We start from the raw sequence: 25,825 nt of genomic DNA on the forward strand, positions 1-25,825 counted from the left end.
ATGGCTAACGAGGACAAACTCCGCGACTACCTCAAGCTGGTCACGACCGACCTGCGGCAGACCCGCCGGCGCCTCCAGGAAGTGGAGTCCCGCCAGCAGGAGCCCATCGCCATCGTCTCGATGAGCTGCCGCTTCCCCGGGAGCGCCCACACCCCCGAGGACTTCTGGGAGCTGCTCGTCGAGGGCGTCGACACCGTCTCGGAGCTGCCCGCCGGCCGAGGCTGGGACCTGGAGAACCTGTACCACCCCGACCCCGAGCACCAAGGCACCACCTACACCCGCTCCGGGGCCTTCCTGTACGACGCCGCCGACTTCGACCCCGCGTTCTTCGGTATCTCGCCGCGCGAGGCCACCACGATGGACCCCCAGCAGCGGCTGCTGCTGGAGACGTCCTGGGAGGCGCTGGAGCGGGCCGGCATCGACCCGGGCACGCTGCGCGGCGAGCAGGCCGGGGTCTTCGTCGGCAGCAGCGACCAGGGGTACGGGGCCGCCGCCGCGCAGGCCCGCGACCGGGTCGAGGGCCACATGCTGACGGGCGGCGCCGGTGCCGTGCTCTCCGGGCGCATCGCCTACACCCTCGGCCTTGAGGGGCCCGCCGTCACCGTCGACACCATGTGCTCCTCGTCCCTGGTGGCGCTGCACCTCGCCGTGCAGGCCCTGCGCCAGGACGAGTGCCGACTCGCCCTCGCCGCGGGCGCCACCGTCATGGCCACGCCCCGCAACTTCGTCGAGTTCAGCCGACAGCGCGGACTGGCGCCGGACGGGCGCTGCAAGCCGTTCGCCGCGGGCGCCGACGGCACCGGCTGGGGTGAGGGCGTCGGCGTACTGCTGCTGGAGCGCCTGTCCGACGCGCGCCGCAACGGCCATCCCGTCCTCGCCGTGATCCGCGGCTCCGCCATCAACCAGGACGGCGCCTCCAACGGCCTCACCGCCCCCAACGGCCCCTCCCAGGAACGCGTCATCCGCGCCGCCCTCGCCAACGCCCGGCTCACCCCCGACCTGGTGGACGCCCTGGAGGCCCACGGCACCGGCACCACCCTCGGCGACCCCATCGAGGCCCAGGCCGTACTCGCCACCTACGGCCGGGACCGGCCCGCGGACCACCCCCTGTGGATGGGCTCACTGAAGGCCAACATCGGGCACCTCCAGGCGAGTTCCGGAGTCGCGGGCGTCATCAAGATGGTCATGGCCATGCGCCACGGCGTCCTGCCCAGACTCCTCCACCTGGACGAACCGACCCCCCACGTCGACTGGTCCTCCGGAGCCGTCGCGCTCCCCACCGACAACCAGCCCTGGCCCGAGACCAGCCGCCCGCGCCGCGCCGGTGTCTCCTCCTTCGGCGGCAGCGGTACGAACGCCCACGTGGTGCTGGAGGAGGCGCCGGAAGCTCCGGAGCCGGAGGCCGCGCCCGAGCCGGAGCCGGTGTTCGCGGCCGGTGGTGTGGTGCCGTGGGTGGTGTCGGGCCGGGGCCAGGAAGGGCTTGCCGGACAGGCGGGGCGGCTGGCCGCCTTCGCCTCGGAGGCCGGCGAGGGCATACGGCCCGTGGACGTGGCCTGGTCCCTGGCCGCCACCCGCGCCGCCCTGGAGCACCGGGCCGTCGCCCTCGGCACCGGGCACACCGAACTCGGCGGCATCCTGCACACCTTGGCCGCCCAGGGCGGTACGGCCCCCGGTGTCGTCACCGGCTCCTTCGACGCCGAACCCGACGGCGTCGCCTTCGTGTTCCCGGGGCAGGGGGCTCAGTGGGCCGGTATGGGGCGGGAGTTGTGGGATGCCTCGCCGGTGTTCGCGGAGTCGATGGAGGCGTGCGAGCGGGCGCTGGCGCCGCATGTTGAGTGGTCGCTGAGTGATGTCGTGCGCGACGGGCGTGAGCTGTCGGATGTGGATGTCGTTCAGCCCGTGTCATGGGCTGTGATGGTGTCCCTCGCGGCTGTCTGGCAGGCGTGCGGTGTGCGGCCGTCGGTCGTGGTCGGGCATTCGCAGGGTGAGATTGCTGCTGCTGTGGTGGCGGGTGGTCTGTCGTTGGAGGACGGTGCGCGGGTTGTTGCGTTGCGGTCGAAGGCGATCCGGGCCATCGCGGGGCGCGGGGGCATGGTGTCCGTACCGCTTCCGCTGGAGCAGGTAGAGGAACTCCTGGGCGACCGAGTCGACATCGCCGCCGTCAATGGGCCGTCGTCCGTGGTCGTTGCCGGTGACGCGGACGCCCTCGACGAGCTGATGGCGCACTGCGAGGGCGCCGATATCCGGGCGCGTCGTATCCCGGTGGATTACGCGTCGCACACCTGGCACGTGGAGGCCATCGAGAATGAACTGGCCCGGGTTCTGGGCCCGGTTGTGCCCCGGACCGGTGAGGTTCCGTTCTTCTCCACCACCGAGGCCGAGCTGATCGACACCGCTCGCCTCGACGGCGGCTACTGGTACCGCAACCTGCGCCAGCGCGTTCGCTTCGCCGACGCCATCCAGGGCCTGGTCGACGAGGGCTACTCCGCCTTCGTAGAGGTCAGCTCTCACCCGGTACTCGGCATGCCGGTGCAGGAGACCGCCCCGGACGCCACGGTCGTAGGCACCCTGCGCCGCGACGACGGCGGCACCGCCCGCTTCCTCACCTCCCTCGCCGAGGCCTGGGTGCGCGGCATCCCGGTCGACTGGACGAAGGTGCTCGCCGGACAGGGCGGCCGTACCGTCGAACTGCCCACGTACGCCTTCCAGCACCGCCCCTACTGGTTCGACACCAGCGCACCCCAGGCCCTCACCGCAGGTGCTGCCGCCGAGGACCCGGTGGACGCCGACTTCTGGGCGGCCGTCGAGGAGCAGGACCTGGGGGCGCTGTCTCGGACGATCGATGCCGCCGGGGAGGAGGAGCAGGAGGCGCTGGAGCGGGCGCTGCCCGTGCTGTCAGCCTGGCGTCGCGGGCGCCGGGCCACCGCGACCATCGACTCCTGGCGCTACCGGATCGCGTGGCGTCCGGCCGCCGACCGCCCCGTCGGGACGCTCACCGGCACCTGGCTGGTCGCCGTGCCCGCTCTGCACGCCGACTCCGACCTCGTGCGCGTCTGCCTGGACGGGCTCGCCGAGCAGGGTGCCCGGACCGCGCCGCTGTTCGTCGACGCCGCCGATACGGACCGCGACCGGCTGGCCGCCCTGATGACCGAGACGGCCCGGCACAGCGGCACCGACACCTTCGAGGGCGTCCTGTCCTTCCTCGCCCTCGACGAGCATCCGTACCTGGAGCAGCCGGGGCTGGCCGCCGGACTGGTCGCCGGGCTGGCGCTGATCCAGGCGTGCGCCGACACCGGACTGCGCTCCCCGCTGTGGCTCGCCACCAGCGGCGCCGTCACCACCGGCACGGCCGACCCGCTGCGCAACCCCGTGCAGAACGGCACCTGGGGCATGGGCCGGGTCGCCGCGCTGGAGCACCCCGAGTTCTGGGGCGGCCTCGTCGACCTGCCCGAGACCCCCGACGACCGTACGGCCGCCCGGCTCTGCTCGATCCTGGCCGGCTCCGAGTCGGAGGCCGACGCCGACGCCGAGGACCAGCTCGCCGTCCGCCGTACCGGTGTCCTCAGCCGTCGTCTCGTCCGTACGCCCGCCGGTTCCGCGCCCGCCGAGCGGACCTGGACCTCACGCGGCACGGCGCTGATCACCGGCGGCACCGGCGGCCTCGGCGGGCACACCGCCCGCTGGCTCGCCCGCAACGGCACCGAGCACCTGGTGCTGCTCAGCCGGAGGGGGCCCGACGCGCCCGGAGCGGCCGAACTCGAAGCGGAACTGCGTGAGTTGGGGGCCCGCGTCACCATCGCCGCCTGCGACATCGCCGACCGGGACGCCCTGGCCGCGCTCGTCGCGCGCGTCGAGGCCGACGGACCGCCCATCCGTACCGTCGTGCACACCGCGGGCGTCGGCATCCTCATCCCGCTCGCCACCACGACCCTCCAGGAGTTCGCCGACGGCGCCGAGGCCAAGTACTCGGGCGTCGCCAACCTCGACGCGGTCTTCGACGACGACCGGCTCGACGCGTTCGTCGTGTTCTCCTCCGTCGCCGGAGTCTGGGGCAGCGGCGACCACGGCGCCTACGCCGCCGCCAACGCCTACGCCGACGCCGTCGCCGAGCACCGCCGTGCCCGCGGCCTGGCCGGAACCTCCATCGCCTGGGGCATCTGGAGCGACGAGGGCGGCGGCATGGGCCTGGAGGTCGTCCAGGAGCAACTGCGCTGGCGCGGCATCCCGTTCATGGACCCCAAGCTCGCCGTCGCCGCGATGCAGCAGGTCCTCGACCGCGACGAGTGCTTCATCGCCGTCGCCGACATCGACTGGGAACGCTTCGTCCCCGTCTTCACCGCCGCCCGCCACCGCCCCCTGCTCACCGAGGTGCCCGAGGTCGCCGAACTGCTGCGGGCCGAGCAGGAACGACTGCGCGACGACGTCCCGGACACGCAGAGCGCCGGACTGCTCGCCCGGCTGCGCGGCCTGTCGGCCGAGGACCAGGAACAGGCCGTACTGGACCTGGTGCGCGGCCAGGTCGCGGGCGTCCTCGGACACAGCAGCCCGAACGATGTCGAGACCGGCCGCGCCTTCCGCGAACTGGGCTTCGACTCCCTCACCTCCGTCGAACTGCGCAACCGGCTCAACGCGGCCACCGGACTTCGGCTGCCCGTCACCGTCATCTTCGACCGGCCCACGGTCACCGCCCTCGCCCGGCACATCCGGGAGGAACTCCTCGGCACCACCGACACCCTGCCCGTCCCGGCATCCGTACCCGTGGCCGCCGTCGACGACGACGATCCCATCGCCGTCGTCTCGATGAGCTGCCGCTACCCCGGCGGCGCCAACAGCCCCGAGGAGCTGTGGCGGATCCTCGCCGAGGGCCGTGACGTCATCGACGTCTTCCCCGACGACCGCGCCTGGGACCTCGACGCCCTCTACGACCCCGACCCCGACCGCGAGGGCACCTGCTACGCCCGCGAAGGCGGCTTCGTCTACGACGCCGGCGACTTCGACCCCGCCTTCTTCGGGATCTCCCCGCGCGAGGCCGTCGCCATGGACCCGCAGCAGCGGCTGCTGCTGGAGACCGCCTGGGAGGCCGTCGAACGCGCCGGGCTGCTCCCCGAGCACCTGCACGGCGCCCCCGTCGGCGTGTACGTCGGCGCGGGCAACCAGGGCTTCGGCGGCCTGGACAACCTGCCCGAGGGCGTCGAGGGCCACATCGTCACCGGCAGCGCCACCAGCGTGCTGTCCGGCCGTATCTCTTACACCCTCGGCCTCGCGGGCAGCGCCGTCACCATCGACACCGCCTGCTCCTCCTCCCTGGTCGCCCTGCACATGGCCGTGGAGTCGCTGCGCTCCGGCGAGTGCTCCATGGCTCTCGCCGGCGGTGTCGCCGTGATGGTCGAACCCATCGGGCTGATCGGCTTCGCCCGCACCCGCGGTATCGCCCGCGACGGCCGCTCCAAGGCGTTCGCCAAGGCCGCCGACGGCATGGGCCTCGCCGAGGGCGCGGGCATGGTCCTCCTGGAGCGCCTGTCCGACGCGCGCCGCAACGGCCACCCCGTCCTCGCCGTCATCCGTGCCACGGCACTGAACCAGGACGGCGCCAGCAACGGCCTGAGCGCCCCCAGCGGTCCCGCGCAGCAGCAGGTCATCCGCGCCGCCCTCACCAAGGCCGGACTCACCCCGGCCGACGTGGACGCGGTCGAGGCACACGGCACCGGCACCACCCTCGGTGACCCGATCGAGGCCCAGGCGCTCCTCGCCACGTACGGCCAGGGACGGGACCCCGAACACCCGCTCTGGCTCGGCTCGGTGAAGTCCAACATCGGCCACGCCCAGGCCGCCTCCGGTGTCGCGGGCGTGATCAAGATGGTCCTCGCCCTGCAACACGGCCTGCTTCCGCAGACCCTCCACGTCGACGAGCCCACCCCGCACGTCGACTGGTCCGCGGGCGCGGTCTCCCTGCTCACCGAGCCGGTGGAGTGGCCACGGGTCGAGGGGCGTCCACGCCGCGCCGGTGTGTCCTCGTTCGGCGTGAGCGGAACGAACGCGCATGTGGTGTTGGAGGAGGCGCCGGAAGCTCCGGAGTCGGAGGCCGCGCCCGAGCCGGAGCCGGTGTTCTTGGCCGGTGGTGTGGTGCCGTGGGTGGTGTCCGGGCGTGGCCGGGAGGGGCTTGCCGGGCAGGCGGGGCGGCTGGCCGAGTTCGCGGCGGAGGCCGACGAGGGCATGCGGCCCGTGGACGTGGCCTGGTCCCTGGCCGCCACCCGTACCGCCTTCGAGAACCGGGCGGTCGCCCTCGGCGCCGGACTGGATGAAATCGCCTCCCGACTGGACGAGTTGGCGTCGGGCGCGGTGTCGGCGTCCGGTGTGGTGCGGGGTGCGGTTGTCCCGGGTGCGGATCGTGTGGTGTTCGTGTTCCCGGGTCAGGGGGCTCAGTGGGCCGGTATGGGGCGGGAGTTGTGGGATGCCTCGCCGGTGTTCGCGGAGTCGATGGAGGCGTGTGAGCGGGCGCTGGCCCCGTATGTTGAGTGGTCGCTGAGTGAAGTCGTGCGCGACGGGCGTGAGCTGTCGGATGTGGATGTCGTTCAGCCCGTGTCATGGGCTGTGATGGTGTCCCTCGCGGCTGTCTGGCGGGCGTGCGGTGTGCGGCCGTCTGTGGTGGTCGGGCATTCGCAGGGTGAGATTGCTGCTGCTGTGGTGGCGGGTGGTCTGTCGTTGGAGGACGGTGCGCGGGTTGTTGCGTTGCGGTCGAAGGCGATCCGGGCCATCGCGGGCCGGGGCGGCATGGTGTCCGTACCGCTGCCCCTGGAGCAGGTAGAGGAACTCCTGGGCGACCGAGTCGACATCGCCGCCGTCAATGGGCCGTCGTCCGTGGTCGTTGCGGGCGACGCGGATGCCCTCGACGAGCTGATGGCGCACTGTGAGGGCGCCGATATCCGGGCGCGTCGCATCCCGGTGGACTACGCCTCGCACACCTGGCACGTAGAGGCCATTGAGGACGAACTTGCCCGGGTTCTTGCTCCTGTCCAGCCGCAAACCGGTGACGTTCCTTTCCTCTCCACCACCGAGGCCGAGCTGATCGACACCGCTCGCCTCGACGGCGGCTACTGGTACCGCAACCTGCGCCAGCGCGTCCGCTTCGCCGACGCCATCCAAAACCTCACCGAGCAGGGCTACTCCGCCTTCGTAGAGGTCAGCTCCCACCCGGTGCTGGGAATGCCGGTGCAGGAGACCGCCCCCGACGCCACGGTGGTGGGCACCCTGCGCCGCGACGACGGCGGCACCGCCCGCTTCCTCACCTCACTCGCCGAGGCCTGGGTGCGTGGCATCCCGGTCGACTGGACGAAGGTGCTCGCCGGACAGGGCGGCCGTACGGTCCAACTGCCCACGTACGCCTTCCAGCACTGCCGCTACTGGCTGGAGAAGACCACCCCGGCAGTCGTGGCAACCGCCTCCGACACCGTGGACGCCCGCTTCTGGGACGCGGTCGAGCGTGAGGATCTCGAATCCCTCGCCGAAGCACTCCGACTCGAACACCGTGAACCGCTGGCCGAGTTGATGCCCGCTCTCTCGCGGTGGCGCAAGGACGCCGCCGCCCGTTCCGCGGTCGACAACTGGCGGTACAAGGTCGTCTGGAAGCCCCTGGGCGGTGAGTCGCGGTCCGTCGCCATGGACGGTGACTGGCTGCTCGTCGTGCCCGAAGGGGAGTCCATCCCCGCGGAGTTCGAAGTCGGCGTCGCCGACGCCCTCACCCGGCACGGCGCCCGTGTCACGACGCTCAGTGTTGCCGCTGACGCGGACCGCGTCGGCCTCTCCGCCCTCCTCACGGACGCACTGACCGACGGGCTTCCGTCGCCCTCCGGGGTGCTGTCGCTACTGGCGCTGGACGAGACGCCGTACGCCGACGGCAGCGCGCTGTCCGGCGGGCTCGCGCTGACCACGGCGCTGCTGCAGGCGCTCGGGGACGCCGGGATCGCGGCGCCGCTGTGGATCGGCACCCGGGGTGCCGTGTCCACGGGCCGCGCCGACCGGCTCACCGCGCCTGTGCAGGCGCAGGTCTGGGGTCTGGGCCGGATCGCGGCGCTGGAGTACCCGCAGCGCTTCGGCGGGCTCGTCGATCTGCCGCAGGAGCTGGACGAGCGTGCCGGGACCCGGCTCGTGGCCGCCCTCACGGCCACGCCCGACGAGGACCAGCTGGTCGTGCGCGGCACCGGTCTGTTCGTACGGCGGCTGGTGCGGGCCGAGCGGCCCGACACCGCGCCCGTGGCGTGGGCGCCCGAGGGCACGGTGCTCGTTACCGGGGGCACCGGCGGAGTCGGCGCCCAGGTGGCGAGGAGGCTGGCGGGCAATGGTGCCGGGCATCTGCTGCTCGTCTCCCGCAGGGGAGCGGAGGCTCCTGGCGCCGCCGAGCTGGAGGCGGAGCTGACCGGACTCGGGGCCCGGGTCACCGTCGCGGCCTGCGACGTGGCCGACCGGGACCAACTGGCCGCGCTGCTGGCGGCCGTACCCGGGGACCGGCCGCTCACGGCGGTTGTGCACGCCGCCGGGGTCCTCGACGACGGGGTGCTGGACGGGCTGACGCCCGAGCGGGCCGAGACGGTGCTCCGGCCCAAGACCGCCGCCGCTCTGAACCTGCACGAGCTGACCCGGGACCTCGGCCTGTCCGCGTTCGTGCTGTTCTCGTCGCTCGCCGGTACCCTCGGCGGGCCCGGCCAGGGCAGTTACGCGGCGGCCAACGCCTTCCTCGACGCGCTCGCCCGGGTCCGGCACGCCGACGGGCTGCCCGCGACGTCCGTCGCCTGGGGGGCGTGGGGCGGCGGTGGTCTGGCCGCAGGGGAGACGGGGGAGCGGCTGGCCCGTTCCGGGATGCCCGCCATGGACCCCGAGTCGGCGCTGACCGCCCTCGAACAGGCCGTCCTCGGCGCCGAACCCGTCCTCGCCGTGGCCGACGTCCGCTGGGAGACGTACGCCTACGCGCACGCCGACCGGCCCGCCCGGGTCATCGCCGAGCTGCCCGAGGTGCGCGCGGCGGAGGACGCGCGGCGCACCACGACGGAGGGGGAGGGCAACGCCGTCGTCGCCCGCCTCGCCGGTCTGCCGTACGACGAGCAGAGGCGTGAACTGCTCACCCTTGTGCGGGCGTTGGCGGCAGGGGCGCTCGGGTACTCCGGGCCCGAGGAGATCGACGAGGAGCGGGCCTTCCGCGACCTCGGGTTCGACTCGCTCACCGCGGTCGCCCTGCGCAACACCATCGCCGAGACCACGGGGCTGCGGCTGCCGGTGACCCTCGTCTTCGACCACCCGACCGCGACCGCGCTCGCCGACCGGCTCCACCAGGACCTCTTCGGCGCCGTGCCGGCGGTCCGGGAGGCGGCGCCCGCCGCGGTGGCAGCGGCCGACGACGACCCCGTGGTCATCGTCTCGATGAGCTGCCGCTACCCGGGCGGCGCCCACAGCCCCGAGGACCTGTGGCGGCTGCTGGTGCGCGGTGGTGACGCCGTGTCCGCCTTCCCCGACGACCGGGGCTGGGACCTGGAGGGCGCCTTCGACCCCGACCCGGACCGGCCCGGCACGTTCTACGCCCGCGGCGGCGGATTCCTGTACGACGCCCACCACTTCGACCCCGAGTTCTTCGGGATGAGCCCGCGCGAGGCGCTGGCCGTCGACCCTCAGCAGCGGCTGCTGCTGGAGGCGTCCTGGGAGGCGTTCGAGCGGGGCGGGATCGATCCGGGCGCGGTGCGCGGCAGCCGTACCGGCGTGTTCGTCGGGTCGAACTACCACGACTACGGGTCGCGGGTGCAGCACGCGCCCAAGGACTTCGAGGGGTACCTCGCCACGGGCAGCGCGGGGAGTGTGGCCTCCGGGCGGATCTCGTACACCTTCGGTCTGGAGGGGCCCGCGGTCACCGTCGACACGGCGTGCTCGTCGTCGCTGGTGGCGCTGCACATGGCCGCCCAGGCGCTGCGGTCCGGTGAGTGCTCCATGGCGCTGGCGGGCGGGGTCACCGTGATTTCCTCGCTGGACACGTTCATCGAGTTCAGCAGGCAGCGGGCGCTGTCCGCGGACGGGCGCTGCAAGGCGTTCTCCGAGGATGCCGACGGGGCCGGCTGGGCCGAGGGCGTCGGCATGGTGCTGCTGGAGCGGCTGTCCGACGCCCGCCGCAACGGGCACCCCGTGCTGGCCGTCCTCGCCGGGTCCGCCGTCAACCAGGACGGCGCGAGCAACGGACTGACCGCGCCGAGCGGGCCCGCCCAGCAGCGGGTCATCCGGCAGGCGCTGGCGTCGGCGGGGATCGGTCCGGCCGACGTGGACGCAGTGGAGACGCACGGCACCGGTACCCGGCTCGGCGACCCCATCGAGGCGCAGGCCCTGATGGCGACGTACGGTCAGGACCGGCCCGCGGACCGGCCGCTGCGGATCGGCGCGCTGAAGTCCAATATCGGTCACACCCAGGCCGCCGCCGGGGTCGGCGGGGTCATCAAGATGGTCCTGGCCCTGCGGCACGGTCTGCTGCCGCGCACCCTGCACGCGGAGCGGCCGTCCACCGGCATCGACTGGGACGCGGGTGCCGTGACGCTGCTGACCGAGCCGGTGGAGTGGCCCGGCGGCGGTGAACGGCCGCGCCGGGCGGGGGTGTCCGCGTTCGGCATCAGCGGGACCAACGCCCATGTGATCCTTCAGGAACCGCCCGCCGGGGTCGAAGACTCCGTCTCGCCGGAGGGGGCGCCCGTCCCCGCCGCCTCCGGCGAGGTGGTCCCCTGGGTGCTGTCCGGGCGCACCACCGACGCCCTGCACGCCCAGGCGGCCCGGCTGCTCGCCCATCTGGAGGACCCCGAGCGGCGGGACGACGCGAGCGACCTCGACATCGCCCACACGCTGGCCGTCGGGCGCGCCGCGTTCGACCGGCGGGCGGCTCTCGTCGGCCGCGGGCGGGACGAACTCCTCGACGCGCTCAGGGCACTCGCCGAGGGCCGTGAGGCGCCCGGCGTGCTCCGCGGGGTGCGGCGGCGGGACGGTCGTACCGCCTTCCTGTTCAGCGGGCAGGGCAGTCAGCGTCCCGGCATGGGCCGCGAACTGTACGCCGCCCAGCCGGTGTTCGCGGACGCCGTCGACGCGGTCTGCGCCGAACTCGACCGGGAGCTGCAACACCCGCTGAAGAGCGTGCTGTTCGCTGCCGCAGGCTCCCCCGAGGCCGCGCTGCTGGACCGTACCGACTACACCCAGGCCGGTCTGTTCGCCCTGGAAGTGGCCCAGTTCAGGCTGCTGGAACACTGGGGGCTGCGGCCGGACGTGGTCGTCGGGCACTCCATCGGGGAGATCGCCGCTGCCCATGTCGCCGGTGTGCTCGGCCTCGCCGACGCCTGTCGGCTGGTCGCCGCGCGCGGCCGCCTCATGGGGCAACTGCCCGACGGCGGCGCCATGCTGGCCGTACAGGCGGGCGAGGCCGAGGTCACCGAGGTGCTGCGCACGTATGAGGAGCGGGTCGCCGTCGCCGCCGTCAACGGGCCCACGTCCGTGGTGGTCTCGGGCGACGAGGAGGCCGTGGAGGAACTCGCCGAGGCCTGGCGGGAGGCCGGGGTGCGCACCAAGCGGCTCACCGTCTCCCACGCCTTCCACTCGCCGCGCATGGAGCCCATGCGGGCACCCTTCGCCGCCGAGATCCGCGACCTCGACTACAGCGCCCCTGCCGTGCAGATCGTCTGCGACCTCACCGGTGAGGTCGCCGCGCCCGGTGAGCTGGAGGGCGCCGACTACTGGGTGCGGCACGTGCGCGAAGCCGTCCGCTTCGCCGACGTGGTCACCACGCTGGAACGCCAAGGGGTCACCGCCTACGTCGAGTTGGGCCCCGACGGTGTGCTCAGCGCCATGACCCGCGACTGCCTCACCGACCCGGACGCGGCCGTCGTCACCCCGCTGCTGCGCCGAGACCGGCCCGAGGACACCGCGCTCACCACGGCGCTGGCCACCCTGCACGTCCACGGCGCCGGGCCCGACTGGGCCGCGTACTTCGCCGGCCGCCCGGTCCGCCGGGCCGAGCTGCCGACGTACGCCTTCCAGCGGTCCCGCTACTGGCTCGACGCCGAGCCGGTGACCGCCGACCTCGCCGCCGCCGGACTCGCCGCGGGCGACCACCCGCTGCTCGCGGCCGGTACCGCGCTCGCGGGCGGCGACGGCTACCTCCTCACCGGGCGCCTGTCGCTGACCACGCACCCCTGGCTCGCCGACCACGCCGTCTCCGGCACACCCGTACTGCCCGGCACCGCGTTCCTGGAGCTGGCGCTGCTCGCCGCGGAGCGGGTCGGCTGCCCGGCCGTCGACGAACTCACCCTGGAGGCACCGCTCGCCCTGCCCGAACAGGGCGCCGTCCACGTCCAGGTCACCGTCGGCGCGCCCGGTGAGGACGGCGGCCGGGAGGTCAGCGTGCACACCCGGCCCGACGACGCCACCGACGACGAACCGTGGACCCGGCACGCCGTCGGCCGCCTCACCTCCGAGCCCGCCGCGGACGAGCGGGCGCCGCTCACGGACTGGCCGCCGCAGGGCGCCGAACCCGTCGCCGTGAACGGCCTTTACGACCGCTTCGCCGGGGGCGGCTTCGCCTACGGCCCGGCGTTCCAGGGCCTGACGGCCGCCTGGAGGGACGGTGACACCGTCTACGCGGAGATCGCGCCGCCCGCCGAGGTCGCCGCCGACGCCGTCCGCTACGGGCTGCACCCGGCGCTCCTCGACGCCGCCGTGCAGACCGTCGGCCTCACCCCGGCCGCCGACAGCGCCGTGATGCCGTTCAGCTGGACCGGCGTACGGCTGCACACGCGCGGCGCCGACGCGCTGCGGGTCCGGCTCACCCGGACCGGCCCCGACACGGTGACCCTGCACGCCACCACGCCCGACGGCCGGGCCGTCGCCACCGTCGGCGCGCTGACGCTGCGCCCGCTGCCCGACGCGAGCCGGCTCGGGGACCGGCGTGCCGCCCGCCACCTGCACGAGGTGGACTGGGTGACCCCGGCCGCCGCCCCGGCCCGTATCACCGGCGCCTGGGCGGTGCTCGGCGACGACGAGGCCCTGGACGCGGCACTGAGCGCCACCGGCATCACCGCCGTCCGCCACGCCGACCCGGCCGCCCTGGCCGCTGCCGTGGCCGCCGGGGACACCCCGGCGCCCGCGACCGTGCTGGCGGCCGTCGGCGAGAGTGCCGACTGGACGGACCCCGTGGCGCTCTCCCGCACCACCGGGCACGTGCTGCGGCTGCTCCAGGACTGGCTCGCCGACGACACCTTCCACGCCACCCGGCTGGTGCTCGTCACCCGGCGCGCCATGACCGTGCACGACGGCGACCACGCGCCCGACCCCGTCGCCGCCGCCGTCTGGGGCCTGGTGCGCACCGCCCAGTCCGAGAACCCGGGCCGGTTCGTGCTCGTCGACTGGGACGGCGCCCAGGAGTCCCACGCCGCCCTCACCGCCGCGCCGGGCTTCGACGAACCCCAGCTCGCGGTGCGCAAGGGCGAGGCGCGGGTGCCCCGGCTGGTCCGTACGACGGCACTGACCGGCGGCGCCGACGACGGTACGGGCACCCTGCTCGACCCCGACGGCACCGTCCTGGTCACCGGCGCGACCGGCGCGCTCGGCGGCCTGCTCGCCCGGCACCTGGTCACCCGGCACGGCGCCCGCAACCTGCTGCTCGTCGGCCGGCGCGGGCCCGACGCGCCCGGCGCCCGGGAACTCGTCGACGACCTGTCCGCACTCGGCGCCCGAGCCGACCTCGTCGCCTGCGACACCGCCGACCGGGACGCCCTGGCCGCGCTGCTCGCCACCATCCCGGCCGAGCGTCCGCTGACCGCGGTCGTCCACACCGCCGGAGTCCTCGCTGACGGCGTCATCGGCTCCCTCACCCAGGAGCACCTGGACACGGTGCTCGCCGCGAAGGTGACCGGCGCCCTGCACCTGCACGACCTCACCCGGGGCCGTGAACTGCGGGCCTTCGTGCTGTACTCCTCGCTCGCCGGGGTCTTCGGCGGCGCCGGACAGGGCAACTACGCGGCGGCCAACGCCTTCCTGGACGCCCTCGCCCGGCAGCGCCGCGCGCAGGGCCTGCCCGCCCAGTCCCTGGCGTGGGGTCTGTGGGAGGAACGCTCGGCGATGACCGGCAAGCTCGACGGGGCGGACCTGCGGCGCATGGCGCGCGGCGGGGTCGTACCGATGCCGTCCGAGCAGGCCCTGGAACTGTTCGACGCGGCCGTCGCCACGGACCGGGCCGTGCTGGTCCCGGCCCGCTTCGACACGGCGGGACTGCGCACTCCCGACGGAGACGTCCCGGCGCTGCTGCGGTCCCTCGTCCGGCCCGCGCCCGGCCGCGGCACCGGCAGCGCGCCCGCCGCCGAGGGTGCCGGAACGGCGGAGCGGCTGCGGGAGCGGCTGGCCGGCCTGGACGCGGAGGCCCGGCTCGGTCTCCTCGCCGACCTCGTCCGCGACCACGCCGCCGCGGTGCTCGGCTACGCCGACTCCGACGCGGTGGACGCCGAACGGGGCTTCCTGGAGATGGGATTCGACTCGCTGACCGCCGTCGAACTGCGCAACCGGCTCACCGCCGCCACGGGGCTGCGGCTGCCCGCCACCCTGCTGTTCGACTACCCGACCCCTCTCGGTCTCGCCCGGCACTTGCGGGAGGAGACGGCGCCCGGCGCCGCCGCCTCCGTCCAGCCGGTGCTCGCCCAACTCGACCTCCTGGAGGGCGTGCTGGAGGAGATCGCGGGCGACGAGTCGGTCCGCAGCACGCTCGCCGGGCGGCTGCGCGGCCTCCTGACCCGCCTGGACGGACCCGTCTCCGCGGCCGTGGGCGACCCGGCGGCGGAACCGGTCCTGGCGGTCGAGGAGCGCCTGGAGTCGGCCAGCGACGACGACCTGTTCGACTTCATCGACAAGCAGTTCGGGGCCGAGTGAGGTACCACCTGGTGTCACCCCGGCCCACCCCGACCAGACCGGAAGAGAGCGAACCGTGTCGGAACACGTGCTGAACGTGGGCGTGGTCGGCTGTGCCGCCATTGCCCGGCGGACCACGCTGCCCGCGCTGGCGGCCGAGCCGTCGGTGCGGCTGGTGGCCGTCGCCAGCCGCAGCCGCGAGAAGGCGGAGGACGTCGCGCGGACGTTCGGCTGCGAGGCGATCACCGGTTATGCCGCGCTCCTGGCGCGCGACGACATCGACGCCGTGTACGTGCCGCTGCCGCCCGCGCTGCACGCCGAGTGGGTGGCGCGGGCGCTGGCGGCGGGCAAGCACGTCCTGTCCGAGAAGCCCTGCGTCACCAGCCGCGCCGAGGCTGCCGAACTGGTCGGCGCGGCGCGGGACGCCGGGCTGCTGCTGATGGAGAACTTCGCCTTCCTCCATCACGGCCAGCACGACGCCGTACGCGCCCTCGTCGACGCCGGTGCGATCGGTGAACCCCGCCACCTCGGCGCGGAGTTCGCCTTCCCGCCGCTGCCCGACGGAGACATCCGTTACGACCCGGCGCTCGGCGGCGGCGCGCTGCTCGACGCCGGTGTCTACACCCTGCGCGCGGCGAGCCTCTACCTCGGCCCCGAGGTCGCCGTGCACGGCGCGGTGCTGCGGGACGATCCCGCGACCGGTGTCGACGTGGCCGGGGCGGCGCTGGTCGCCGACCCGGCCGGGCGCACGGGGCAGTTGACGTTCGGCTTCGACCGGTCGTACCGGTGTGCCTGCACCCTGTGGGGCAGCGAGGGCAGTATCACCCTGGACCGGGCGTTCACGGCGCCGCCCGGCCTGCGGCCGGTGCTGAGGCTGGTCCGCCAGGACCACGTGGAGGAGCGCACGCTTCCCGCGGGCCATCAGTTCGCCTCCCTGGTCGCCCGGTTCGCCCGCACGGTGCTGGACGGCGGGGACTTCAAGGGGCCCGGCGAGGACATTCTGCGGCAGGCCGAACTGGTCGACGCGGTGCGCGCGGCGGCGGGCCGGGCAGCGGTGTGCTGAGCCGTCAGGCCCGGCCGGCGTCGATGACGTTTCGCAGCTGGGACCTGGCCGTGACGCCCAACTTCGGGAAACTGCGGTACAGATGGGAGCCGACCGTGCGCGGCGAGAGCAGGAGGCGTTCGCCGATCTGCCGGTTGGTCAGGCCGCGCGCCGCCAGGCGCACGATCTGCTTCTGCTGCGGGGTGAGGTCCGGCAGCCGGTCCCCTCCACCGGGGTTCTGGCGGACCCCAGCGGCCCGCAGCTCAGCGCGGGCGCGGGCGGCCCAGGGCTCGGCGCCCAGCCGTACGAACGTCTCCAGCGCGGCGGTCAGCAGCGGCCGGGCCCGGCCCGGGCGCAGTCGGCGGCGCAGCCGCTACGCCGACCCCGACCGGTTCGACCCCACGCGCGCCGACATCCGGCCGCTGAGCTTCGGCGGGGCGCCCACTACTGCCTCGGCGCGCTGCTGGCCAGGCTGGAGGCAACCGTTGCTTTCGGTCGGTTACCGACGAGTATTCCGGGCCTCGCGCCCGCTCCGGGCACCGCCCCGACTCGCCGCGACCGGATCGTCCTGCGTGGCCACGCGACCTTTCCGGTCGTTCTCGGCGGCCACCGTACCGCCGGAATGTGAAATCGCTAACAGGCCGAAATTCCACCCCCGCCGGCCGTTGCGCTTTTTCGGCCGGGCCCGTCGTGAAACGCTCGGGCCGGATGAGTAACACCTTGGAAGGGAATGCGAGTTGTCACTCTCCACGGGATCCGCTGAGCGGTCCCCGAATGTCCTGACGCCCTCCAGCGACACCAGCCTGGTCGCCCGGCAGGCGGGGGGAAAGGGAAGAAACCTGCACGCGCTCACCGCGGCCGGATTTCCGGTGCCGCGGTGGTCGGTGCTCGGCCTGGACGTATTCGAGGAATTCTGCCGGGACGCCGGGCTGGACGAGCAACTGGCCGGGCTGCTCGCCGAGGGCTGGGAGGCACGGGCGGAGGCGGCCGCCAAGGAGATCGCCCGCCTGATCGAGACCGCCCCGCTCGGCGAACGCGTCGCCGACGCGATCGCCCGCGCCCACCGCGAGGCCGGCGGCGGCACCGTCGCCGTACGCTCCTCCGGCGCCGAGGAGGACGGCGAACGGCACTCCTTCGCCGGGCAGTTCGACAGCTTCCTCGGGGTACGCTCGCTCGCCGAGGTCACCGACCGGGTGCGCCGCTGCTGGGCCTCCGCGTTCTCCGCGCGCTCCCTGCGCTACCGCGCCGAGCGCGGACTGCCACCCGGCACCGGCGGGGTCGCGGTCGTCGTGCAGCGCATGATCGACGCCGAGCGCAGCGGCGTGCTGTTCACCGCCGACCCGACCACCGGCCGCACCGACCGGCATGTGGTCAGCGCCGTGTGGGGGCTGGGGGAGGGGCTGGTCTCCGGCGCCGTCGACGCCGACACCGTGGTCCTCGACGCCGCGACCGGGCAAGCGGTGAGCACGGTCGTCGGGGACAAACAGGAACGCTACGACGCCGGGCCCGACTCCGGCTGCGCGGTCACCCCCGTCCCCGACGAGCAGCGCGCCGCCCTCGCCCTGAGCGACGACGACCTGGCCCGCCTGCACGAGGCGGGGGTACGCATCACCGAGCACTACGGCAGCCCGCAGGACATCGAGTGGGCCATCGCCGACGGCACCCTGTGGATCCTGCAGAGCCGCCCTGTCACCACGCTCGCGACGGAGGCCGTGGGGGAGCTGCGGATCTGGGACAACTCCAACATCATCGAGAGCTTCAGCGGCGTCGTCTCCCCGCTCACCTACACCTTCGCCGCCGACACCTACGCCAAGGTGTACGAGAGCTACGCCCGCGCCCTGGGGGTGCGCGGCGAGCAACTGCGCGAGGTGCGCGAGTGGACCCCGCACCTGCTCGGCCACATCCACGGACGGGTCTACTACAACCTGTTCCACTGGTACCGCATGGTGCGCCTGGCCCCGCTCTACCCGCTCAACCGGCGCGTGCTGGAGAAATCCATCGGCGTCGCCGAGAGCATCTCCGACGAACTCGCCGACACCCTCCACCCGTTCACCCCCCGGCCCGGACTGCGCGGCCGGCTCTCCCGCGTTCGGCGCACGGTCGTCTTCGCCCGGCGATTCCTCACCGTCAAGAAATCCGTGGAGACCTTCCACCGCGATTTCTACCGGGCTTATGCGGAATTCAACAATGTCGACTACGACGCCCTGCCCGGCGACGAGACCTATCACCGATTCCGCCGCCTCCAACGCGAACTCATCGAGAAATGGGGGCCGATGCAGACCCTCGACGCGACGATTCTGCTCTCCGTCGGCCTGCTCGCCCTGCTGACCCGCCGCTGGCTGCCCGACGCCCCCGAATGGTTCACCTGGGCCGCGGCCGCCCCCGGCGGAGCCGTCGAGTCCGCCGAACCCGCCTGGAAGCTGCGCGAACTGGCCGACCGCGCCCGCACCGACGCCGACCTCCTGGACCTGCTGGACCGCACCCCGGACGCCGAGGCGCACCAGGCGCTGCGCGACGCGGGCCACACCGGGTTCCTCGCCGCCGTCGACGCCTACATCGCCGACTACGGCTACCGCAGCCCCGACGAACTCAAGCTCGAAGTACCGGACCTGTACGAGAACCCGGCCGGGCTGTTCACCCTGCTGCGCGACGCCCTGCGGGAGACCGGTACCGGCGACGGCACCGGCGCCGAGGACCGCGGCGGCCAGGCCGACGCCTACCTCGACCAACACCTGCGCGGGCCACGCCGGTTCGTCTACGAACGGGTGCGCGCCAAGGCCCGGGCCGCGCTCACCGACCGGGAACGGCTGCGGTTCTGCCGCACCCGCGCCTTCGGCGCCGCCAAGCGCATGCTGCGCGCCCTCGGCCGCGACCTCGCCCGCGCCGGTGCCATCGACCGCTGGGACGACGTGTTCCTGCTGCGCCTGGACGAGATCACCGGCGCCTACGAGGGCATGATCGTCCACACCGGGCTGCGTGACCTCGTCGCCGTGCGCCGCAGGCAGCAGGACGCCGACCGCGACCTGCACGCCCCCTCCCGCTTCACCACCCGCGGGTCCCCGTACTGGTCCGGCAACCTGGAACGGGCCGGCTGGACCCACGGCCCCGCCGCCCGCAGCGGCGCCCGCGAACTGCACGGCACCCCGTGCTGCCCCGGCGTCGCCGAAGGCCCCGCCGTCGTCACCGACACCCCGCGTGACATCGGCGGCGGCATCCTCGTCACCTACCGCACCGACCCCGGCTGGGTCGCCGCGCTCACCTCGGCCGCCGCCCTCGTCATCGAACGCGGCAGCCCGCTCACCCATGTCGCCGTCGTCGCCCGCGAGCTGGGCATCCCCACCGTCGTCCAGGTCAAGGGCGCCACCACCGAGCTGCGCACCGGCAGCCGACTGCGCGTGGACGGCGCCGCGGGCACGGTCACGGTACTGACCGACCCGCCGGACGACGTCCCCGGGACCGCCGAAGACGCCGGTTCCCCCTCCGCCCGTACGGCCACCGACGCCCGTACCGCCCCGTCCTCCGGTGACGCCCGGCCCTGCGCCCACGTCACCCCCGACGCTCCGGCCGCCGCTGCCGCCGCCGACGTCACCCCCTGAACGGAGACACACCCGTGATCCTCACCGAGGACCAGTTGCAGAACCTGCTCGACAAGTCCCTCGCCGAACTGCCCCGCGGCACCGAATGGGCCGTCACCCTGGAGGGCTCCATCGCGGAAGGGTTCGGCAACCCCTCCTCCGACATCGACTTCCTGCTCGTCGCCCGCTCCGAGGACGACCTGCCGACCATGCCTTCGCTGCTGTTCGTGGACGGGCGGCGGGTGGAGATCCGCACCCGGTCCGTCCGCCAGCTCGCCGACCAGTTCCGGGCCGTCGAGGACGGCGCCAAGCGGCCCGGGCGGCTCTCCGAGGACCTCCTCAACCGCTGCCAGCGCTTCCTGCACAGCCACCCGCTGCGCGGCCACGCCCTGGTCGAGGAGGTCAAGGCGCTGCTGCCCGTGGAGCGGTTCCGCGAGATCACCGCCGACTGGTGGGCCCACCGCGCCCGCCAGTCCCTGCGCCACGCGCTGGCGCTGCTCTGCCTCGGCGAGACGGACGAGGCCGTCGACTGGACCCGCTCCGGCCTGGTGCAGACGGTCAAGTCCTGGGCGGCCCGCGTCGGCGAGACCTACCTCGAACCCAAGTGGCTCTCCCTCCAGCTCGACCGCGCAGCCCGCGCCGACGTCCGCGACCGCTACTGGCTGCTGGAGGCCACCGCACCGGCCCCCGGCGACACCGGCGCCGCCCACGAGTACCTGACCGCCGCCCTCGCCTTCGCCGCCCAGCTCGGCCTGACCGGCGTGCCCCAGCAGCCGGAGCGGATCACCGTCGAACGCGTGAACGGCGTCACCACCTGGCAGACCGGCGACCGTGTCCACGTCGTCCGCGCACGGCGCGAGGTGTTCGCCCTCGGCGACGACGCCGGCACCGTCTGGCGCTCCCTCGTCCTGGGCCGGCCCCTGCCCCAGGCCCTCGCCGCGAGCGCGGCCACCGGCGTCACCGAGCCGGGCGCGCTGCTCGCCACGTTCCTGCGCTACGGACTGATCCGCCTCGCCTGGAAGGGCGGCGGCACCATCACCCCGTCCCTGCCGCTCGCCGCGCCGCCCGGACCGGTCACCCCGCCGCCCAGCACCGCCCGCCCGCTGCTCTCGGTGCGCGGCGCGGCCGTCGGCGGGCCCCGCGCGGTGGACCTGATGCCGCTGCCCGCCGACCGGTTCGCCGCCGCCGCGATGGGCCTCGTCTGGGCCAACGTGGTCGTCGAGAACGCCGTCGAGGACCTGACCGGCGCCCTCCAGCGCGGCCAGTGGCGGGTCGCCGAACTCACCACCCGGCGCGCGGTGCACGCCGCGCTGCGCGGACTGTTCAGCGCCTACGGCGTCAACCCGCTGCCCGCCGACTCCGACCTCGTGCGCCGCCTGGACCTCCTGCCCGCCGCCACCGGCCGACCCATCGGCGAAGGCGCGGGGACCCTCCTGCGGCGTACCGTCGACGCCCCCGAACGGGGCGACGCGCTCCTCGCCGACCTGCGGTCCTTCATCGGCCTGGTGCGCGGCGCCGTCGGCGCGGACTCCTTCCCGCTGTCCTTCGAGTCCGCGGACACCTGGCGGGCCACCCTGGAGCTCGGCTACGACTGGCTGCGCATCGGCGCCCACCTGGACGCGGAACTCCCCATCGAGGAGGCCCGCGACCTGCTGGCCAGCAACGGCGCCCAGCCGCACCGGACTCCGGCGCCGTGACACGCGGGGTGACACCCCCGAACCGACCGACCGCCCCGTCCTCGCGGAGGAACCCCCAGATGTCCGACTCCCTGACCGTGCTGGTCACCGGCGCCAGCGGATTCGTCGGCACGGAGGTGACCGCGCGGCTCACCGCCGCCGGCCACACCGTGCTGCCGCTGACCCACCGCACCACCGACCTGGTCCGCAACAACGGCCGCAAGGTCACCGCCGGCCGCGGCACCATCACCCCCGTCACCGGGGACATCACCCGCCCCGGCCTCGGGCTCGACGACGAGGCCCGGCGGCTCGTCGCCCGCGCCGACCGCATCGTGCACTGCGCCGCCGTCACCGACTTCGGCCTGCCCGACGAGCGGTACGAGACCATCAACGTCGCCGGCACCCGCCACGTCCTCGACCTCGCCCTGGCCCACCGCACCCCGCTGGTGCACGTCAGCACCGCCTACGTGTGCGGCGAGCGCGACGGCGTCGCCCGCGAGGACGAACTCGACGTCGGCCAGCACCCCGGCAACGGCTACGAGAAGAGCAAACTGACCGCCGAGACCATGGTCCGCAAGGCCGCCGCCGACGGCCTGCCCGTGGCCGTCGTACGGCCCAGCATCGTCACCGGCGCCTCCCGCACCGGCCACGCCCGCGACCGCAAGACCATCTACCCGGTGCTGCGCGTCCTCACCCGGGGTCTGGTGCGCACCGTGCCCGGCCACTACGACGCCCTCCTCGACCTCGTCCCCGTCGACCGCGTCGCCGACCTCGTCACCGGCGCCGCCACCCGCTTCGACGAGGCCGAGGGCCACACCCTGCACGCCGTCGGCCACGTCCTGACCCTGCGGGACTTCTCCGACGTCCTCGCCGAATACCCCTCCTTCCAGGTGCCGCGGTTCGTGCCGCCGACCGCGTTCTCCGCCGACGCCCTCACCGACCGCGAACGCCCCTACTACCGGCGCGTGATCGCCCTGTACGAAACCTACTTCCGGCGGCGCGTCCACTTCGACGACACCCAGGCCGCCGCCTTCGTACGCAGGCCCCCGGCCACCGGGGCGCGGCCGTATCTGCGCCGCCTCCTCGACGACTGCCTCGCGACCGGCTACCTCGGCCCCGCCCCGACCACCGACCGACCCGACGGGAGCACCCACCGATGAACCCGGAGCACGGCATACCCGTTTCCCCGCGGCTCACCTGCCACCCCGACAAGCAGCGGCTGTACGGCGCCGACACCTACTACCAGGAGAGCCACGAACAACTCGCCGCCCTCACCGGCGACGTCACCGGTTTCGCCCACCGGCACGCCGCCCTCCTGCTCAAGCCGGACGCCGTCGTCGCCCGCAGGCTGGAGGCGGCCGTCGACTGGCTCACCGAGCAGCGCTACCGCATCGTCGGCGCCGCGGTGACCCGGCTGAGCCGCACCATGATCCGCTCCCTGTGGTACTTCCAGTGGAACCTCGCCACCCCCCACCGCAGGCGGCTCGCCGCACTGTTCCTGGAGGACGCCGACGCGCTCGTCCTGCTCGTACGCCCCGAACGGGAGCCGTACGTGCCCGCCTCCGTCGAACTGACCCGGCTCAAGGGCCCCACCGACCCCGACGCCCGCCGCCCCGGCCAGCTGCGCCACCTCCTCGGCCGCTACAGCTACCTCCTCAACCTCGTGCACACCCCCGACGAACCCGCCGACGTGCTGCGCGAGTTGGCCGTCCACTTCGACGACGCCACCCGCGAGGAACTGTTCCGTACCGCGCTGGCCGGCGAGGACCGCACCGCGCACGCCCTGGAACTGGCCGGCCGCCTGTACGCCGACACCAAGCCCCGCGACCTCCACTTCGACCCCGCCGCCGAACGGCTGCGCGACACCGTGACCCGGCACCTCGGCGCCCTGCCCGACGCCTCCCCGCGCACCCTGCTGGAGACCGCCTGGGACCAAGGCCTCGAACTCGACCCGTGGGACGCCGTGATCGTCGGCTCCTCGGTCCTCCCGATGCGGGTCCCCGGCCGCGCCCCCGTCCTCGACGGGGCCGGCACCGACACCTGGCGCCGCCATCTGGACGTCCTGAACGCCCGGCCCAACTGAGGAGCGTGACCGTGCAGTTCACCCGGACCCTGCCCAGGGAACTCGTGCACCGCGCCGCGCTCGCCGAGGTCTTCCTCACCGACGCCGAACGCCACGGCGAGGACGACTTCCTGCTCGCCGCGCAACTGCCGCGCCGCCACGCCTTCTATCACGACACCCTCGGCGACCGCGCCCGCCACGACCCGATGCTGCTGCTGGAGGCCTGCCGGCAAGGCATCTACGTCGTCGCCCACCGCTACCTCGACGTGCCCCTGGGCCACAAGTTCCTGCTGCGCTCCGTCGAGTTCGAGGTCTCCGACCCCGAGGCCCTCGCCTGCGGCGACCACCCCACCCAGGCGGTCGTCGCCACCCGCGTCGAGCACCGCTTCCGCAACCGCAGCGGACCGACCGGCCTGCGGCTGCGGTACGCCATGACCATCGGCGGCCGCGAGGCCCTGCACGCCCGCATCGACTACTCCTGGATGTCGCCGAGCGCTTGGACCCGTATGCGCGCGGGGCAGCGCGGCGCGCTCGGGCTGCCCGAGACACCCGTCGCCCTGTCCGGCCGCCGCGTCCAGGCGGCCCGCGTCGGCCGCCGCGACCCCGACAACGCGGTCATCACCGCACCGCGCACCGACCCCGACGGCACCCGCACGGCCCGCCTGATCCCCGACACCGGCCACCCCACCCTCTACGACCACTGGGTCGACCACGTGCCCGGCATGCTGGAACTGGAGGCGCTGCGCCAACTCGCCCTGACCGCGGCCGTCGACGCGGGCACCCTGCCCGCGCCCACCGCGCTGCCGGTCGGTCTGACGGCCAGGTTCCGCTGCTTCGCCGAGACCGACCTGCCGCTGGAGTGCCGGACCGGACCGGTCCTGCCCGGCGCCGACATCGAGTGCTCCCTGCACCAGTCCGGCAACCTCGCCGCCGAGGTCCGGCTGCGGCTCGCCGACCCCGCCACGACCGGCGCGCTGGCCGCGCCGGCCGCCCACAGCGCCGTATGAGGAGTCCCGATTGGAGAGACCTCCCGCAGTGACCACCGTCGCCGTCCCCCAAGTCCCCGCACGGCTCGGCCGGTTCGTGCTGCGCATGTTCCGGCCGCACGTCTACGGCACCTACGGGCTGCTGTGGGTGCTCGCCCTGGAAGGTTCGGCGGTGGCCGCCACCGGCACGGCCTGGCGGCCCTCCGACGCCACCTGGCTGCGGGTCGTCAGCGTCGTCCTGGCGCTGCTGTTCCTGCGCATGCTCGACGAGCAGAAGGACCTCGACTACGACAGGGTCCACCACCCCGACCGGCCGCTCGTCACCGGCGCCATCACCACGGCGGAACTGCGCGGCGCCATGGCCGCGATCACCGCCCTGCTCGTCGGCCTCAACGCCGCCCTCTCCGCCACGGCCGCCCTGCTGATCCTCGCCGCCCTCGGCTACGGCGTCCTCCTCGCCGTACTGGAACGGCTCTCGTCCGCCGTCCGCGACCGGCAACTGCTCAACCTGGCCGTCACCTACCCCGTCCAGGTCATCCTGGGCGGCTATGTGTACGGCTCGCTGGTCGCCGAGGGGAGCGTCGACGCCGACTGGCGCGGGCCGGTGCTGCTGGCCCTGTGCGCCGGGGTCTTCCTGCACTTCGAGTTCGCCCGCAAGACGGCCTGGGAGGCCACCGACGGCGAGCGCCTGTACTCCACGGACCTCGGCCCCCGCCGCAGCGCAGCCGTCACCGCGGGCTGCGCGGCCGTGGCCGTCGGCTGCGAACTGGCGCTGCTCGCCCCGAGCGGCCCGCTCGTGCTGCTGCCCTGCGCCGCCGTCCTGCTGCCCGTCTGGGGAACCCGCCGCTTCCTGACCGCCGGGCGCGGCCCCTGGCCGGTGGCGGCGGCGATGTTCTTCATCATCGCCACGTATCTCGGGCTCGTCGTACGGGCGGTGCTCCTGTGACCCCCGACGACCTGCTCACCACCACGCGCAGCGTCCGGCGCGGGCTGGACCTGGACCGGCCCGTGGACCTGGACGTCGTACGCGACTGCCTGCGGATCGCCCTTCAGGCGCCCAACGGCAACAACCGGCAGTCCTGGCGCTGGATCGTCCTCACCGACCCGGAGATCCGCGCCGGGGTCGCCGACGTGTACCGGGCCGCCTTCCACGACCGCAACGCCGACCGGCTACGGCGCCTGGATGAACTGCCCGCCGAGACACGGTCGGTGATGTCCGGCGCCCGGCTGCTGGCCGAGCGGCTGCACCGGGTGCCCGTCCTGGTCATCCCCTGCATCGACGTTCCCGGCGGCCGGCTCCCGGACGGCAACCAGGCCGGCCTGTGGGCCTCGCTGCTGCCCGCCGCGTGGAGCTACGCGCTGGCCGCCCGCAGCCGCGGCCTGGTCACCGCGTGGACGGCCGTCCACCTCGACCGCGAACGCGAGGTCGCCGACCTCCTGGGCCTGCCACCGGGGGTCCGCCAAGGCGCGCTGCTGCCCACCGCGTACCCCCTGCGCACCACCTTCCGCCCGGGACCGCGCCGCCCGCTGGAAGAGGTCCTGCACCTCAACGGCTGGCACGGTCAGGGCAGTTGAAAGGG

At 74.1% G+C, this 25,825-nt stretch carries 9 protein-coding genes and 1 pseudogene; 9 read left to right on the forward strand and 1 reads right to left on the reverse strand.

Translation table 11 applies throughout. The features are described from left to right. Together GA0115233_RS18450 and GA0115233_RS18455 are read left to right on the forward strand one after the other, a co-directional pair. Nucleotides 1–14,925: a type I polyketide synthase gene (locus GA0115233_RS18450; RefSeq protein ID WP_093721344.1), complete on the forward strand. Its 14,925-nt coding sequence runs from the start codon at nucleotides 1–3 to the stop codon at nucleotides 14,923–14,925. Nucleotides 14,926–14,980: 55 nt separating this feature from the next. Further along, a complete protein-coding gene (locus tag GA0115233_RS18455) occupies nucleotides 14,981–15,967 on the forward strand; it encodes a Gfo/Idh/MocA family protein (protein WP_218063494.1) in 987 nt (328 codons plus the stop codon). 4 nt (nucleotides 15,968–15,971) lie between these two features. On the opposite strand, the pseudogene GA0115233_RS18460 reads toward GA0115233_RS18455, so the two are convergent. After that, a pseudogene (locus tag GA0115233_RS18460) lies at nucleotides 15,972–16,316 on the reverse strand (helix-turn-helix transcriptional regulator); the annotation flags it as partial. Between the two features lie 367 nt (nucleotides 16,317–16,683). On the opposite strand from GA0115233_RS18460, the gene GA0115233_RS18465 reads away from it, so the two are divergent. The 7 genes from GA0115233_RS18465 to GA0115233_RS18495 are packed head-to-tail and all read left to right on the forward strand — an operon-like array spanning nucleotide 16,684 to nucleotide 25,820. Continuing rightward, entirely contained in the window at nucleotides 16,684–19,542 is a 2,859-nt protein-coding gene (locus GA0115233_RS18465) for a phosphoenolpyruvate synthase (RefSeq protein ID WP_255310255.1), read from the forward strand. 14 nt (nucleotides 19,543–19,556) lie between these two features. Beyond that, a complete protein-coding gene (locus GA0115233_RS18470) occupies nucleotides 19,557–21,218 on the forward strand; it encodes a hypothetical protein (RefSeq protein ID WP_093721346.1) in 1,662 nt (553 codons plus the stop codon). Nucleotides 21,219–21,277: 59 nt separating this feature from the next. Continuing rightward, nucleotides 21,278–22,357: an SDR family oxidoreductase gene (locus GA0115233_RS18475; protein WP_093721347.1), complete on the forward strand. Its 1,080-nt coding sequence runs from the start codon at nucleotides 21,278–21,280 to the stop codon at nucleotides 22,355–22,357. Next, a complete protein-coding gene (locus GA0115233_RS18480) occupies nucleotides 22,354–23,280 on the forward strand; it encodes a nucleoside-diphosphate kinase (RefSeq protein WP_093721348.1) in 927 nt (308 codons plus the stop codon). The genes GA0115233_RS18475 and GA0115233_RS18480 overlap by 4 nt, the downstream gene beginning before the upstream one ends. A gap of 11 nt (nucleotides 23,281–23,291) precedes the next feature. Further along, complete coding sequence (locus GA0115233_RS18485; protein WP_176711844.1) at nucleotides 23,292–24,266, forward strand: ScbA/BarX family gamma-butyrolactone biosynthesis protein; 975 nt, start codon at nucleotides 23,292–23,294, stop codon at nucleotides 24,264–24,266. 10 nt (nucleotides 24,267–24,276) lie between these two features. Next, the gene (locus GA0115233_RS18490; protein ID WP_141689534.1) at nucleotides 24,277–25,191 is read left to right on the forward strand and encodes a hypothetical protein; all 915 of its coding nucleotides are present in this window, start codon (nucleotides 24,277–24,279) and stop codon (nucleotides 25,189–25,191) included. Further along, a complete protein-coding gene (locus GA0115233_RS18495) occupies nucleotides 25,188–25,820 on the forward strand; it encodes a nitroreductase family protein (protein ID WP_093721351.1) in 633 nt (210 codons plus the stop codon). Before GA0115233_RS18490 ends, GA0115233_RS18495 begins: the two co-directional genes overlap by 4 nt. Nucleotides 25,821–25,825 lie beyond the last annotated feature (5 nt).

Source organism: Streptomyces sp. DI166 (genome assembly GCF_900091315.1).
GTDB lineage: Bacteria > Actinomycetota > Actinomycetes > Streptomycetales > Streptomycetaceae > Streptomyces > Streptomyces fuscus.